The organism is Cohnella candidum (assembly GCF_003713065.1).
Taxonomy (GTDB): domain Bacteria; phylum Bacillota; class Bacilli; order Paenibacillales; family Paenibacillaceae; genus Cohnella; species Cohnella candidum.
This window is the reverse complement of record NZ_CP033433.1, coordinates 2,953,035-2,968,253: the sequence shown is the minus strand read 5'-3', so window position 1 is coordinate 2,968,253 and position 15,219 is coordinate 2,953,035. Positions and strand designations below refer to the sequence as shown.

The window sequence follows — 15,219 nt, the reverse complement described above, 5'->3', positions numbered from 1 at the left end:
GCTTTTTCAAATGGCCTTCATTTCCTTGACGGGGATGGAGATCCGAAACACGGTGCCCGACTGCTCGTCCGACTGCAGCTCCAGCGTGCCTCCGTAATGCTTCGTCCGCTCCTCGACGATGGCGAGGCCGAGTCCCGAATGGCTGCCGTCCGTTTTGGTCGTGTAACCCGCTTTGAACAGATTCTCTTTCGCTTCCCGGCTAAGGACACTCCCTCTATTCGAGACTTCGAGCAGCAGTCTTCCTTCTTCCCGTCGCACGGAGGCGTGCACGAAACGGCTTCCCGGAGGAAGTTTCAACACCTCGTCGAACGCATTGTCCACCAGGTTGCCTAGAATTTTGACAAGGTCGATATCGCGGATGGGCCGTTCCTCGTTGGCGTTCGCGGAAGGCAGCTCGAAGGAAAAAGCGATGCCCTGGGCGACGGCGACCGTCGTTTTCGCTTGGACGAATGCGGCCAAGGCGGGCGAAGCGTGATTGACGATTTCGCTCATCTCCCGCGTTTCTTGGACAAGATCCGTCACGTACCGTTTAAGCTCGTCCGTTTTTCCCATTTGCACGAAGGAGTGGATGACCTGCAGATGGTTGATGAAATCGTGCCTCTGGCCCCGGATGGAGGCGAACATGCGTTGAATGTCTTCGACGTACACATCCTGGGTCATTCGGACGGCTTGCTCTCGTGAACGGACGATCAGGCGGATGACCATGGCGAGAGCGGTCAGTGAAACTGCGATGGTTAAAAAAAGGATAATGACGCTGGTGAGTTCCTTGTTTTTTTCTCCGGCGAAGTGCACGAATTGAAGCGCGCTCAGGAGAATGAATTGAATGACGATCAGAATGACCGTCTTGCTCAAAGTACCGCTTCCCTCTTCGGACAGCAAGGAAAAATACCTTTTAAAATTTGAACGGTTCCGGATGTAAAAGGAGGCGATGAGCACGATCAGGATTTGTCCGTAAACGATAATCAAGTATCTGAAAAACATCCCGTGCAAAATGGCTTCGCGGTCTAAGATGCCCAGCGCGTAATTCGCGATCGCGACGCTGATTAGATCCATGAGCATGAAAAACGCGTTAATGAAGATGAAAAGCATGATTTTCTTTTTCACGCTGATGTCTTTGAATAACAACCAGAATAGGACGATTTGCCCAATATAGGAATTCAATAAATGTAGGGGCAGCGGAAGCACCAACTGGAGACTATCGGTGTACAACGAATGAATGACCGCGAAGAGGGCAAGCCGCTGCAGCAATCTTTTCGGCTGCGGCTGCAAAAAGGAAAATACGAATAGCAAATAAACGAACAGCTGAGGGATGGACCCCATAATGCTGACCTTCATTAGATTTAAAAATTCTTCCATGGCGTATCATCCTTTTTGGTGAATCGTTCTGAGTGGAAAATGTCGCCACTTGTCGAATAATGTGACCATATCACGTTTGACGGTGAATCTCAATGCGAAAAATTATTCGCGCGTTTTTCAAGAACTCTGGTAGAATAGAACTATCAAGAGAGTACTGTACTTCAATGTCGGGGGAACTTCGCTTCATGAGCTACTTGGGTTTTGTGTTCTTCTCCACTTTAGAGAACCTATCATTTGTCATTTTCGTGCTCTCTCTCTTTCGTTTCAGTTTGCAAGAAAATCTGCTTAAGTTCGGTGTGTTTTCAGTCGTATTGAGTCTGGTCTCCAATTCGTTGCAGACCGAGTCGCTTCAAGCGGTATCCGCTTTGATTCAAGCTGTGATCCTCGTTTGCTTCGTCGCATTCTTGCTGCGCATACATATTTTCAATTCGATGATCATGGTGATCACCGGCTACGTCATCAACTACATCGTGCAGTGGGTCACGATTATCGGCGTCATCCACTTTACCGGCCACACCGAAATAGAACCTTATACGACGGAATCTTTCGTGATTCAATCGATCTCGTCCTTAATGATGCTGTTGATCAGTCTTTTTATCCATTGGCAAAAAGGCGGGTTTAGTTTTATCGATCATCAAAGCAGATCCAAGCGAAGCAAAATTTTCGTCAAGGAAAACCGACCGTTGTTTTTACTCATCACGTTTTCGGTGATTCTGACTTTCGCGGCTAACTTCCTGCTATACAGATCCAGCAAGCCCCCTTACCTGATGATATCCATTTTGTTATTCGTCGCACTGATCGGTCTGATGTTCCTATGCCTACAAAGGGATGCGAAGGACAATGGTTGAATCGTTGGCACTGCGAATTGCCCAAGCGATCAAGAGAGTGGATCCGGAAAAGACGGCAAGCGTCGAAGTCATGAAATTCAGTTTGGAAGCGATCATGAACACCTTGGTCGTAATCGTGTTAGTCGGAGTGGCAGGTCTTGTGACCTCGACGTTCGCGGAATCCATGCTGGCGTTCGGCGCGTTTGCTTTTTTGAGGTTTTTCTCCGGCGGCTTGCATATGCGGAAAGCGCTCCATTGTTCGATCGTTTCCACGCTTTTGATCGCGTCAGCCCCTCATATTCCTTTGAACGAGAGTTGGATGTGGGGCATCGGCACGCTCAGCGCGGTATTGGTTCTGATCTATGCTCCTTCCAATATCGAAGGACAAGCCCGGATCCCCAGCAAATACTTCATCTATTTGAAACTGATTTCGATAGCGATCGTCCTGTCGAATTTCCTTATCATGAATGACACGGTTTGCGTCGTTTTCGCGATCCAAGCCGCGACATTAATCCGCCTGCAAAGGAGGTGATAACATGAGCAAAAAAGTGGTCATCGGCGTTTCGAAGCTGCTGGCAGTGTTCGCGGTCGTATTCGTCAGCACGGCTTCCCTGTTTGCGATCCACCGCCCGGAAATTCCGGCAGAACTGAAGAAGTAAGGCTGTAAAACACGTCTAGGAGGGAAGAAATCATGTCGGAGCAAATTCGGCTGCTTGATCGGGACGGGAATCTTTGCACGGTGAATATCGAGGATTTGATTGCCATTCGGCCAACAGCCGACGGTCCGGAGTTTCATACGAAGGACGGCATGTATTTCTATCCCACTACGATGGAAGAGCTTCAAATTCTTTTCAAAGACGTCGGTTTTGAAAGATTGGACCGAACGAACCTCGTCAACATGAACCACGTCCAAGCCTTCGACCCGAAAGCCAGAAGGGTGTATTTCGAAAATCCCTGGTCGAAGGACAGCCAGTTCGCGACGGTATCCGAAGCCAACGTAAGCAAGGTTCAGCATTTGTCGAAAGAGTCTCAAGCGACTTACAAGCCAGTGCGAAAACCGTTGTTCGGAAAAGGGTAACTCTATTTGAAGCTTTCCGCCCGGGCAGAGAAACACGCGTTTTATGTCCGGGCGGAAGGAAAAACGGAAGAAGACGGAGGGGCGATCAGGCCTCTTTTTTTGTTTTGTAACTATAGTTAAAAACTATTAAGTTGATATGTTTTATATATTTCCTCGATCATGCTCTCGCGTGGTATAACCGAATCACAGAAACGTGAGGAGGCGGGGATATGGAAAACGGTCAAAGGGTTCACTGGGATGCGGAAGGGTACGACAAGTCGATGGGATTCGTTTCCCGATACGGTCAGGACGCCATGTCGTGGCTCGACCCCAAACCGGGAGAGAGGATTTTGGATTTCGGCTGCGGTACCGGCGATTTGGCGGCTCGAATCGCGGAGGAAGGCGCCGTTGTCGAAGGGGTGGACATTTCCCCGGAAATGATCGATCGGGCGCGTACCAAGTATCCGAAGCTTGTGTTCCACTGCGCCGATGCGAAGACATGGCGGCCGGCCGAGCGGTTCGACGCCGTCTTCAGCAACGCCGCTCTCCATTGGATGAAAGATGCGGAAGGCGCAGCGCGGGCGATGGCGGAATGCCTCAAGCCCGGCGGGCGACTAGCGGCGGAATTCGGGGGCCGGGGCAACGTGAAATGCGTGATCAAGGCCATGAATCAAACTTTGAAGCGACATGGGCGGGAAGATGTCGGCGTGATGCCGTGGTATTTTCCGAGCGTCGGGGAATACGCCTCGCTCCTGGAAAGCGTGGGCTTCGAGGTGAGGAACGCGATGCTGTTCGAACGGCCGACCCGGTTGGACGGGGAAGACGGGATGTTGAGGTGGCTGGAGATGTTCGGCGGAGCCCTCATACCGGGCGCGACGCAAAGTGAAAAAGCGGAATGGTTCGCGGAATCCGCGGAGCTTCTGAAGCGGAAATATTACCATGAAGGCGCATGGATCATCGAATACCGGCGATTGCTCATCCATGCGGTGAAGATCGACGGACTCTCTTAACCCTTCATTGACAGTACCGGCGTTCTGGGGCAGAATGGGAACACCAAACGACCGGAAGGAAAGATGCCGCGATGCAGCTGCTGAGACAATGGAAAAAGATACTCGTGCTGGCGCTTCCTTCGCTGTTCGCATTCGCCACGCAGACGCTGACCGGCACGATATGTTTGATCATGGTCGGGGATTTGGGCGCTCTGATCATCGGCGTCGTCGGAGTCTCCAACATCATCATGTACAACGTTTTCGCCATCTTCTCCGGCATCGGCCACTCGATCAACTATCTGGTCGCCCAAAACTACGGATCCGGCGACATGCCGAAGGGGATCCGCCGAACTTATCTGGCGCTTGGCGTCAGCTTGGCCGTCGGTATGGTGATTACCTTAACCGGGTGGTTGGCAGGCGGACTGATTCTAAAATGGACGGGAGGTTCGCCTTCCCTGATTGCCGCCGGCGATCGCTATTTGGAGCTTCGTTTTTACGCAATGGCGATCGGCATGGTCAGCTTCGTTTTCCACGGATTTTTCCGGGGCGTCGGCGATACCCGGACATCCATGATCATTTCCATTCTGTCCAATCTCGTCATCGTCGGATTAACCTACGGGCTGACCTACGGACATTGGGGATTCCCCGAAATGGGTCTGCCCGGCGCCGGTTACGCCATGCTGATCGGAGAGTCGGTCGGTCTGATTGCCTGCCTGGGCGTCTTCTGGGGACCGATGCACCGGAAGTTCCGGACGCGAAGCCTGCCGAAGCCGGATTGGGGAGAGCTCGGCCTGATCGGCCGGGAAAGCGGGAAGCTCGGCATGATGGAATTTTCGATGAGCATCTCGATGTTCATCTTCACCGCGTTCGTCATTCAACTCGGGGAAGTGGCGCTGGCCGCCAATGAGGTATCGCTCAGCATCATGTCGTTCGGGTTCATGCCCGCATTCGCTTTCGGTTCCACGGCGACGATCCTGGTCGGTCAGGGTGTCGGAAGCCGGCAGCCGGACGAAGCCCGGCGCGCCGGCACGCATACCGCCATGCTCGGGACGTTGTTTTTACTGCTCCTTGGAACGGCCGAGCTCATCTGGGCCGAGAACATCGCGGGACTGTACACGAAAGATGCGGCCGTCGCGGAGCTTGCCGCGTTCCTCATCTCGGTATCGGCCTACCTCCAAATTTTCGACGGCTTCTATAACTTCTACGCCGGAGGTTTGCGGGGGATCGGGGACACCTCCTTCCTGATGAAAGCCTCGTTGATCTGCAGCTGGCTGCTTTTCGTTCCGCTCACGTACCTGTTCGTGAACGTGCTGCATGGCGGAAGCATGGGAGCATGGCTCGCCTTGTACGGCTTCCTGACCGTGCTCGGAACGGCGGTGATGATCCGCTATTACCGGACCGATTTTCGGGCGGTGCGGCTCAAAGAATCTGTACTCATTCATTAATAGTCACAAAAAAACCGGCACCCCATCCGTTCGGGTGCCGGTTTCGCGTTTCTGCGCAGAAGCAGCGGTTATCCGTTTACGATTTCTCCGCCGTTGACGTGCAGCGTCTGGCCGGACATGTACGAGGAATCCTCGCAGGCCAGATAGACATAGGCGGGAGCCAGCTCGTCGGGTTGGCCGGCGCGTTTCATCGGCGTGTCCGCACCGAATTTGGCCACCTTCTGCTCGTCGAACGTGGACGGAATCAGCGGCGTCCAAATCGGCCCGGGAGCCACGGCGTTGACGCGGATTCCTTGTCCGGCGAGATTCATCGACAATGAGCGGGTGAAGGCAACGATCGCGCCTTTGGTCGAAGAATAGTCCAGCAAGGCGGGGCTTCCCTTGTAAGCCGTTATGGAAGCCGTGTTGATGATGCTGGCGCCGGATTTCAGATGGGGCATCGCCGCCTGCGTCAGATAGAACATGCCGAAGACGTTCGTCCGGAACGTCCGCTCCAGCTGTTCGGGCGTGATCTGCTCCAGCTTGTCTTGGGGGTGCTGCTCGGCTGCGTTGTTGACGAGAACGTCCAGTTTTCCGAATGTTTTGACCGTCTCATCCACGGACCGTTTGCAGACCGCGGGATCGCCGATATCCCCTTCAAGCAGAAGGCATTGCCGTCCTTCGGCTTCGATTTGCTTTTTTGTTTCGCGGGCGTCGGTTTCTTCGTTCAGGTAGAAAATCGCCACGTCCGCTCCTTCTTTCGCGAACGCGATCGCGACGGCTTTTCCGATCCCGCTGTCGCCGCCGCTGATGAGCGCGGTTTTGCCTTTCAGCTTGCCGCCCGGACGGTAAAGAGGCGATTCGGACTCGGGCAGCGGCGTCATGTCTTTCTCCAGGCCGGGCTGGCGGTTCTGGTGCTGCTCCGGGAATGAGCTGGGGCGTGAGGGCACAGGCGGGTTCTGATCCGTTGTCATGGATAACCGCTCCTTTCGTGGATCTTGTTTCTAGGAGTAGGTTAAACCATTCACGCGGAAGTTACGCAGGCGAATTTGCCGTTCCAGGCAGGGGAAGCCTCGAAAGATGTCGAATTATACGGAACAGCCAAACACCAAGGGAGTCACGCAACATGATGAACGACGTCCGACAACAGTTCGAGGTTTTCCAATCCCTCTTCCAAAACAATCCGGAAGCGTGCTATGCGATCGGAACGGATGGCCAATTCTTCCTTGTCAATCGGGCAGCTGCCGAACTGACGGGTTATTCTCAAGAGGAGCTTCTCTCGATGGCATTTATGCCGATCATCGCGGAGAAGGACTTGCAGCGCGTCATCGCCCATTTCCATAGAATATTGGCCGGCAGACACGAGGTGATCGACCTCTCCCTTAAGCATAAGAACGGAAGCTTCCTCGAGCTTCGCATCACGGCCGCCCCGTTGATCGTGAACGGAAAAGTCGAAGGCGCGATTGGCGTAGCGAGCAACATGACCGAAAATAAACGTCTAGGCGAAGAGCTGTCGGCGTCGCGGAACCAGTTGCAGACGATTTTCGATAATCTCGATATTCTCTCGTGGGCTTTCGACGTGTCGCAGCAGCGATATATTCACGTCTCTTCCGCCGTCGAGAAAATTTACGGCATCCCGCGCGAACTTTACGCTTCTCACCCGGACTATTGGAGAAAACAAATCCATCCGGAGGACAGCCAAAGGGTCGATGAGGCGCAGCCGCTGCTCTTGAAAGGACAAAAGCTGCTTCTTGAACACCGCATCGTGCATCCGGACGGCACCGTGAAGTGGGTCGAAAGCCATACGATTCCGATCTTTGACGAGTCCCGCAGCCTGATCCGCCTCGAAGGCGTCGCAACGGACGTCACGCTCCGGAAGGAGGCGGAGGAACGGCTGCAGCATCTCGCCTATCACGACGCGTTAACCGGCTTGCCCAACCGCCTTCTGTTCACGGCGAAGCTTGACGCCGCCATCGCCCGTTCCAGGGGTACGGGGAACAAAACGGCCGTTCTCTATCTGGATTTGGACCGCTTCAAATACATCAACGACTCGCTGGGTCATGACATCGGAGACCAGCTGCTGCAGGTCATCGCGACGAGGCTGCAGGCTTGCGCGGGCGCCGGAGACGTCGTGTCCCGCCAAGGCGGGGATGAATTCGCCATCGTGCTTGCGAACGTGAGAAGCCAGGAGCAAATCCGCCTGTCGGCCGAGAAGGTGCTGGCGGCCGTCCACCAGCCGGTGAAGCTGTTCCACCTGGAATTCATGGTCACGACGAGCATCGGAATCAGCGTGTTTCCGGATTACGGCACGGATACGGCCACATTGCTCAAACAGGCGGACCAGGCGATGTACGTCGCGAAAGAGAAAGGCAAAGGGCACTATCAATTTTTCAGCCAGAAACTCGACGAGACGCTGGCCCGGAAAATGTTTCTCGAGCAGTCCCTTCATCACGCGCTTAAAGGGGACGAGCTCCTGCTGCATTACCAGCCGATCGTAGACGCGGAGTCGGGAGAACTGCTGGGCTACGAAGCGTTGCTGCGCTGGATCCATCCGACGCTCGGCTATGTTTCGCCCGCGGAGCTGATCCCGATCGCCGAGGAAACCGGGTTGATCGTTCCGATCGGCGAATGGGTGCTCAAATCGGCTTGCCTCCAGACGAAACTGTGGCAGTCGAGAGGGTTTCCGAACATCGGCGTGAGCGTGAACATTTCGGCCCTTCAGCTGATGGAAAACTTCATTCCCGTCGTCGAGAAGACGCTTCAGCAGACGGGACTCGCCCCGGGCAGCTTGACGCTGGAAATCACCGAAAGCACGGCGATGCAGAATTTGACCGATATCCTTCCGAAAATCGAGCAGCTCAAGACGCTCGGCGTGAAGCTGTCGATCGACGATTTCGGGACGGGGTATTCCTCGCTCAGCTATTTGAAGAAGTTCCAAATCCACGCCCTGAAAATCGACCAGTCGTTCGTGCGCGACATCGAAAAAGACACCAACCAGGAGGCCATCATCAAGGCGGTCGTCGCCATGGCGGATAGCCTGCGGATCGGTGTCGTGGCGGAAGGCGTCGAGACGGATGAACAGATCAGGTTTCTTCGCGCGCTCGGCTGCCGGCGCATGCAGGGGTACTTCTTCAGCAAGCCCTTGCCGGCGGAGCAGATGGAGGCGTTGTACTTCCGGTAGGAATCAGGCGGTTTTCCGGGTCGTTTTGACGCCGTCGCAAGTGAAGACGACGCCTTTGCCGTCGACGTTCGTTTCCAGGTGGACCGGCTTTCCCCAAAGCTTCACGATATAAGGGAGCGTGCGCTCTACGTATTTCAGGTCGAGCTCGATTCCCTCGTAACGGTGGACGACGTACAGCTCGCCGGTCCGCTGCCAATCGCCGTCCGTGACCTCAAGATAAGGAAACCCGCCGTTCACGCGCGAGAAAACGAGCTGATCGCGGACGTTCTCCCAGGCTTTATCGGTAATCTGCCACTCCGGCCCCTTCTTCTCGAAAACGTAGAGATCCAGATCGTCCGCGAGCTCTTTGGTCATGTAGTTGCGGATGAACGACGGGTCCGAATCCATCTCGCGAACCTCGAACATCCTCTCGCGCCCGAAGCGCTTCTCGATATCCTCGAACATTTTAAGCCCCAAATAGTAGGGATTCAGCGAATGGCGGGACGGCTGCACGACCGCAGAGTTCAGCTTCGCGTACTCTACCGTCTCCTCGCTCGTCAGCGGCAGCTCGCGCATGATGCGCTGATGCCAGAACGTCGCCCAGCCTTCATTCATGATTTTCGTTTCGATCTGCGGCCAGAAGTAGAGCATTTCGTCCCGGAGCATGCTCATGATGTCGCGCTGCCAATCCTCCAGCACCGGGGAAAACTCCTGCACGAACCAGACGATGTCCTTCTCGGGATGCGGAGGCATGCGGCGCGCGTCCGCCGCGGATTCGGCGCCGGTACCTTTTCCCGTCTGCGTATCGTCCAGCACCCACAGATCCTCGTAAGGGGAAGGGGGCGGCGTTTTCGCGCTTCTCTCCTTCTCCTCCCGCCGCCGCCACTCCAAATAACGGTTTTTATCCTGGCCGTAAGGCTTGTGAAGGACCGGATCGATATGCTCTTGGATCGCCATGACGGCGTCCAGGAACTTCTCCACTTTCTCCGCGCCGAAATCCATCTCGTACTGCCGGATTCTCTCCGCGGCCGCCGACATGCTTTCCACCATGTTCCGGTTCGTCCGCGAGAAACGCGCGTTGTTTTTGAAAAAATCGCAGTGGGCCAGCACATGCGCCACGATCAGCTTGTTCTGCACGAGCGAGTTGCCGTCCAAGAGGAAGGCGTAACATGGATTGGAGTTGATGACGAGCTCGTAAATTTTGCTCAAGCCGAGGTCGTACTGCATTTTCATGCGATTGAAGGTTTTGCCGAAGCTCCAATGGCTGAAACGCGTAGGCATGCCGTACGCGCCGAACGTATAGATGATGTCCGACGGACAAATCTCGTAGCGCATCGGGTAAAAATCGAGGCCGAAGCCTTGCGCGATCTCCGTGATTTCCCCGATCGCCGTCTCCAACGCTTGCTGGTCGTTCATGCCGGTCAAGCCCCCCGTTCCGCACCGAGATTACACCAACCTATATATATGTGGGAACGGGACCGCTTTGACACTGAAAATAGGGCGGGGGCGTTGCCGGCGTTTTAACGGCAGGTATCGCCGTGATCGATGTCCGGGGATTCCACCTGGACCGTCGCGTGTTTGAGGAAGAAACGCTCCTCCAAAATCTTGAGCGCTTGCCGCAGAACGGCTTGGGTATCCCCTTGGCCGTCCGTGCGAAGATGGCAGCTGACGGCGTCGAAGCCGGAAGTGATCGTCCAGATATGGAGGTCGTGCACGTCCGTTACTCCTTCGATCTCGGTCAACGCCTCTTGGACGCGTGCCCGGTCAACGGAAAGAGGAGTGCCTTCCATAAGCACGTGCAGGGTATGGCGGACGACACCCCATGCGCTTCGCAGGATCAACAGGGAGACGAGGACGGAAACGATCGGGTCCGCCGCATACCAGCCGAACGCGGCCATCAGGACGCCCGCCGCGATGGCGCCGACGGAACCGAGAGCGTCGCCGAGCACATGAAGATAGGCGCTGCGCAGGTTCACGTTGTTTTTGACGTCGCCTTGCCGCATGAGCGCCAAGGCGCTGGCCAGGTTGGCGAGCAGCCCGACCGCGGCGATCGCCATCATTGCGCCGCCGGCCACTTCCGGAGGCTCGGCGAAGCGGCGGACGGCCTCCCATACGATGTAAGCGGCTATCGCGAATAGAACGAGGCCGTTGAACAGCGCCGCCAAAATTTCGAAACGGTAAAAGCCGTACGTTTTGCTGTGGGAAGCGGGACGGGCGGCTAACCGGATCGCGACGAGGCTGAGCAGCAGCGCGGCGGCGTCGCTCAGCATATGGCCCGAGTCGGAAATGAGCGCGAGGCTGTTCGTGGCGATTCCGCCGATGAACTCCAGCACCATGATGCCACCGGTGATGAGAAGGGCGAGCGTCAGCCCTTTGCGGTTCCCTTCCCGCGAGACTTCATGGGAATGGCCGTGATGGGAATGCCCATGGTGGGCTTGATGATGGTGCCCGTGAAAGTGGGCGTGACCATGGGCGTGATCATGGGTGTGATCATGCTCGTGATCGTGATCGCGTGAACCGCGGCTAGTCATGGCTGTCCGCTCCTTTCTGGTGCTCGGCATGGCGTATCGCTTGGTTCAGCAGCGAGATGACGTGCTCGTCGTCGCAGCTGTAGTAGAGCATGTTTCCGTCCCGGCGGTGTTTGACCAGCCGGATATTCCGAAGAAAGCCGAGCTGGTGGGAAACGGCGGATTGCGACAGGTCGAGCACCTCGGCGATGTGGCCGACGGAGCATTCTTCTTGGGACAGCAAATAGAGCAGCCGGATCCGGGTCGGATCGGCGAGCGCTTTGAACGTTTGGGCCACCGCATCTACCGTATCCGCAGTCAAGAAAAGATGTTCGTGGGTCTTCATCGGTTATCGCCCGCTCTCTCGAAATGAAATAATACTATATGAGCATCTGCTCATATAGTATTATTCTCCGGATCGGTTCGATTGTCAACCGCGATACGTCCCGCGGACCGCCTTCAATTCCTCGTCGGTCGGCTCTTCCTCGGCGTAACGGGCTTTGTAATACGTATCGATAAGCCGTGCTTCGTCCCATTCGGCCTTATCCCCGCGGCTCAGGCGGGAATGCCGCTCCGGCCGGCGGAGGTTTTCGACTTCGAGCGCCGTTTCCCGAGGCGTCAAATGAGGGGAGGCGGGGTAACCGCCGGCGGTCTGCTCTCTCAGCCATTTCCGGTACAAGTAGCGAATGCGGTCCCGGTTGCGGGTCAAATCCTTCCACCCCGGCTCCCGGTTCGCTTTCAACAGCCGGCCGATCCGGGACTTGCGCAGCCTGCCCAGCGTCTCCTCCCAGGAGAACAAGGAGGACTGCTCGTCGGTGAATCCGGGGGATTCCGCCTCCCTGCCCGGGCGCCGGAGCCACCGGGCCATGCCCTCTAACCATCTGCGCAAGAAGCCTTTATGATCCCGGTACAACCGGTATATTCCCCAGATAAGCAGGGCGGCGAGGGCCGCCAGGACGAAATAGGGAAGCACATGGTCGAGCAGCCGAAGAAACCAGCCGGGCTCTTTCGTCGGTGGCATCTCCATCTGCGGCGGGGGCGCTTCCGTCTCGGGCGGCGGAGTCGGCTGCGGTTCGCCTTTCGGCAGCAAGGCCGCCAAGATGGCGAAAAACCCGCGGATCGCGCCTCTCAGCAGCCGGAACAGCCAGCCGCCGGCTCCGGCCGGAAGCAGCGCCAGCAGAACGAGCATCGCAACGAGGAACCGGCGGTTGTGCCGCTTCAGATCGGACGGCACGCGTCCGCGGTCATTTTCGGAAAGCGTGACGCCATGCAGATGAAGCCCATTGACCGCGAACAGGGCGATGGCCAGGCAGACGAATCCGCCGAAGGTCAGGAACGAGGCGTCGCCCTTCCATTCCGGCACGAAGTGCAGGATGGCGCTGGCCAGGAAGTAGACGCCCACGGCGGTCCAATACCAGCCTTGCCTGCGGTAACGGTTCGCCACGGTAAAGCCCAGCATGGCGGCCGCGAAGAGGAGCAAGCATCCTGTATAGGCTCCGAAACTGCTGCCGTAGGCGTGGATCAGCAGTCCGCCGGCGCCCGCTGCAGCCAGCATGCCGATCGCGATGCGTTTCCACAGCATGCGTACGCGAGGGCTCGAGGCGGCGCCGATCAGCGACAGCAGGACGCCCGCCGCTGCCCATTTATTTGCGATTTCCGCATTCAAATAAGGTGAATGTAGGGCTAACAGCCAGATCGGCAGCAGCATAAACAGCTCGTACGCGGCCGCGAGGACGGGACGCAAAGGGGAGAGGACCGACGTTTCAAGGTCAGGATTCGTACTCAATTTCGTCCCCTCCTTCTTCGATTTCCGGAATCAGCAGCCATTCCACGCCGTTGCCCGAACGGCGCAGGCGATCGGCGGCGAGCGACAGCTTCTCTTCCCGATGGCACGTCACGATGAGGTAATCCGTCCGCCCCGCCGCGGTTTCCGCTTCACGATCGAGCAAATAGGCCATGTTCGAGACGGTTTCGAGCTTGAGCTGTGCCAGGCTGGCGAGAATCTCTTCCCGTTGCACGGTCCCGCCGGCCGGAGGGATATGGGCGGGAATTTTGGCCTCGCCCGGTACCCAGCCGTTGCTGAGCAAGCCCGTCTCGATGCCCGAGCCCAGCGCGTAATCGGCGATGGAGGCGGCGTAACGGATGCCGAGCTCGATCCGCTCGGGGACCGGAACCGTTTTCCACATCGAAGCTGTCGTTTCCATGTTCAAGCAGATGACCAGACGCGGATCCGCCGTGTGGCTTCTTTTGTGGACTTGAAGCTCCCCGGTGCGGGCGGTCGCCTTCCAGTGGATGCCGGAGAGCGGATCGCCCTGGGCGTAAGCGCGGACGCCCGCGGACAAGAACGGATCCTCCACGATCCAGCGCCGTACGGCGACTTCCCCGAGCCAGTTGTGAATCGGGAGCGGCAGCTCGCGCATCGGCACGATGCGGGGATACACGAGCAGCGGGGCGGAGGCCACGGCCGTCTGGCGCGAGACGTTAACGAAGCCGAGCGGGTCGCCGGCGGTCATCGTCGCGGTTCCGAGCTCGTAGAGCCCCCGCCTGCCGCATAGGATGTCGTGGCGGCGGACGATACGCCGGTAAGGCCGGAGGCTGAACAGGCTGAGATGGTTCTGGAAGCGTTCGCCGCTGCGGATGTCGAGATTGGCTTGCCGATGAAAACGCAAGTTCCGCGACAGGAGCGACTCCAGGCGAAGCCAAGGCACGGGCAGCAGCTTCCGGTTTTCAATGACTTCAACCATTTCGACGTGATCGCCCTCGAAAGCGGTCGTCCGGTTAAAGCCTCGGGTGTACCCGACGTGTTTGAGCACCTGATTACGGTAGATCAGAACGAGAACGGCGAGCAGCAAAACGCCGTTAAGGACGATGGCGTAGAACGGCATCGGCGTTACCTGCCGCCGGGAATGCGGGACGGCTCGGCAGGGACCTCGATCTCCCGAAGCAGCGCCCGCACCGTCTCGGCTGACCGTTCGTCGCGTCCGTGCATCGAATGCCGCAAGAGCAGCCGGTGGGCGAGTACCGGTTCCGCCAACGTTTTGATGTCGTCCGGCGTGACATAATCCCGCCCCCGAACGAGCGCGTAAGCCAGCGAGGCACGCAGCAGCGCTTGGCTTCCCCTCGGGCTGATACCCAAGCTGACGTCGGGGTGGCGGCGGGAAGCTTCGGACAAGCGGATGATATAGGCGAGCAGGTCTTCGGCGATTGTGACCTCGCTCGCCGCGAACCGCTGAATGGCGATGAGCAAGTCCGGGGACAGCACCGGCTGCAGCTCCTCGAGGGGGTTGCGCGCGCGGAAGCGGGTCAGGATGTCCAGCGATTCCCCGAAGGTGGGGTACCCCATCCGGATGCGGAGCAGGAACCGGTCCAGCTGCGCCTCCGGCAGCGGGAACGTCCCTTGGTTGTCCACCGGATTTTGCGTGGCGATGACCAGAAATGGCGCTCCGAGCGGGTAGGTGACGCCGTCCACCGTGATTTGCCGCTCTTCCATGCACTCCAGCAGGCTGGATTGGGTGCGGGGCGTCGCGCGGTTGATTTCGTCGGCGAGCAGCACGTTCGCGAATAAGGGGCCGGGGCGGAACTCGAATTCGCCCGTTTTCTGGTTATAGAAGTTGATGCCGCTCAGGTCGGAGGGCAGCAGGTCGGGCGTGAACTGGACGCGGCGGAAGGAGCAGTCGAGCGTGCGGGCCAGCGTTTTGGCGAGCAGGGTTTTGCCCGTTCCGGGTACGTCTTCGAGCAGCGCGTGTCCGCCCGCGAATAACGCGGTGAGGAGCAGGTCGACGGCGGCTTCCTTGCCGACGATGACTTGTCCGATCTGGGCGCGAACCGTATCGATGCTGCGGAAAAGCGACTGGCGATCGAGGGATGAGGACATGAAAATCCGCCTTTCGGATGGGATA

At 57.4% G+C, this 15,219-nt stretch carries 15 protein-coding genes; 7 read left to right on the top strand and 8 right to left on the bottom strand.

Annotation, left to right across the window (positions count from 1 at the left end; translation table 11 throughout):
• Positions 1–6 precede the first annotated feature (6 nt).
• Positions 7–1,356 carry a sensor histidine kinase gene (locus EAV92_RS13695; RefSeq protein WP_123041621.1) on the bottom strand — a complete coding sequence of 450 codons (1,350 nt, stop codon included), beginning with the start codon at positions 1,354–1,356 and terminating at the stop codon, positions 7–9.
• Between the two features lie 185 nt (positions 1,357–1,541).
• Between EAV92_RS13695 and EAV92_RS13690 the strand changes: the two genes are divergently transcribed.
• The 6 genes from EAV92_RS13690 to EAV92_RS13665 all read left to right on the top strand — a co-directional run bounded on the left by EAV92_RS13690 (position 1,542) and on the right by EAV92_RS13665 (position 5,674).
• Positions 1,542–2,204: a hypothetical protein gene (locus EAV92_RS13690; RefSeq protein WP_164472775.1), complete on the top strand. Its 663-nt coding sequence runs from the start codon at positions 1,542–1,544 to the stop codon at positions 2,202–2,204.
• Entirely contained in the window at positions 2,197–2,715 is a 519-nt protein-coding gene (locus tag EAV92_RS13685; protein ID WP_164472774.1) for an accessory gene regulator ArgB-like protein, read from the top strand. The genes EAV92_RS13690 and EAV92_RS13685 overlap by 8 nt, the downstream gene beginning before the upstream one ends.
• Positions 2,716–2,719: 4 nt before the next feature.
• The gene (locus tag EAV92_RS13680) at positions 2,720–2,842 is read left to right on the top strand and encodes a cyclic lactone autoinducer peptide (protein ID WP_123041618.1); all 123 of its coding nucleotides are present in this window, start codon (positions 2,720–2,722) and stop codon (positions 2,840–2,842) included.
• A gap of 32 nt (positions 2,843–2,874) precedes the next feature.
• Positions 2,875–3,261, top strand: a complete 387-nt coding sequence (locus EAV92_RS13675) for a LytTR family transcriptional regulator DNA-binding domain-containing protein (protein WP_123041617.1) — start codon at positions 2,875–2,877, stop codon at positions 3,259–3,261.
• A 209-nt stretch (positions 3,262–3,470) separates the two neighbouring features.
• A complete protein-coding gene (locus EAV92_RS13670; RefSeq protein WP_123041616.1) occupies positions 3,471–4,250 on the top strand; it encodes a class I SAM-dependent methyltransferase in 780 nt (259 codons plus the stop codon).
• A 71-nt stretch (positions 4,251–4,321) separates the two neighbouring features.
• Positions 4,322–5,674: an MATE family efflux transporter gene (locus tag EAV92_RS13665; RefSeq protein WP_123041615.1), complete on the top strand. Its 1,353-nt coding sequence runs from the start codon at positions 4,322–4,324 to the stop codon at positions 5,672–5,674.
• 68 nt (positions 5,675–5,742) lie between these two features.
• On the opposite strand, the gene EAV92_RS13660 is transcribed toward EAV92_RS13665, so the two are convergent.
• On the bottom strand, positions 5,743–6,627 hold the full coding sequence (locus EAV92_RS13660) for an SDR family oxidoreductase (protein WP_123041614.1): 885 nt from the start codon (positions 6,625–6,627) through the stop codon (positions 5,743–5,745).
• 152 nt (positions 6,628–6,779) lie between these two features.
• Here EAV92_RS13660 and EAV92_RS13655 point away from each other — a divergent pair, with 152 nt between their 5' ends.
• A complete protein-coding gene (locus EAV92_RS13655; protein ID WP_164472773.1) occupies positions 6,780–8,834 on the top strand; it encodes a putative bifunctional diguanylate cyclase/phosphodiesterase in 2,055 nt (684 codons plus the stop codon).
• 3 nt (positions 8,835–8,837) lie between these two features.
• Here EAV92_RS13655 and EAV92_RS13650 read toward each other — a convergent pair whose 3' ends face one another.
• From EAV92_RS13650 to EAV92_RS13625, 6 genes are all read right to left on the bottom strand, one after another.
• Positions 8,838–10,229 (bottom strand): SpoVR family protein, encoded by a 1,392-nt coding sequence (locus tag EAV92_RS13650; protein WP_123041612.1) that lies wholly within the window; start codon positions 10,227–10,229, stop codon positions 8,838–8,840.
• A gap of 104 nt (positions 10,230–10,333) precedes the next feature.
• Positions 10,334–11,344, bottom strand: coding sequence for a cation diffusion facilitator family transporter (locus tag EAV92_RS13645; protein ID WP_241158270.1), 1,011 nt, complete (start codon positions 11,342–11,344; stop codon positions 10,334–10,336).
• Positions 11,337–11,666, bottom strand: coding sequence for an ArsR/SmtB family transcription factor (locus EAV92_RS13640; protein ID WP_123043723.1), 330 nt, complete (start codon positions 11,664–11,666; stop codon positions 11,337–11,339). The genes EAV92_RS13645 and EAV92_RS13640 overlap by 8 nt, the downstream gene beginning before the upstream one ends.
• A gap of 84 nt (positions 11,667–11,750) precedes the next feature.
• On the bottom strand, positions 11,751–13,106 hold the full coding sequence (locus EAV92_RS13635; RefSeq protein WP_123041610.1) for a DUF4129 domain-containing protein: 1,356 nt from the start codon (positions 13,104–13,106) through the stop codon (positions 11,751–11,753).
• Positions 13,090–14,205 (bottom strand): DUF58 domain-containing protein, encoded by a 1,116-nt coding sequence (locus EAV92_RS13630; RefSeq protein WP_123041609.1) that lies wholly within the window; start codon positions 14,203–14,205, stop codon positions 13,090–13,092. Before EAV92_RS13630 ends, EAV92_RS13635 begins: the two co-directional genes overlap by 17 nt.
• Before the next feature lie 5 nt (positions 14,206–14,210).
• A complete protein-coding gene (locus tag EAV92_RS13625; protein WP_123041608.1) occupies positions 14,211–15,194 on the bottom strand; it encodes an AAA family ATPase in 984 nt (327 codons plus the stop codon).
• Positions 15,195–15,219 lie beyond the last annotated feature (25 nt).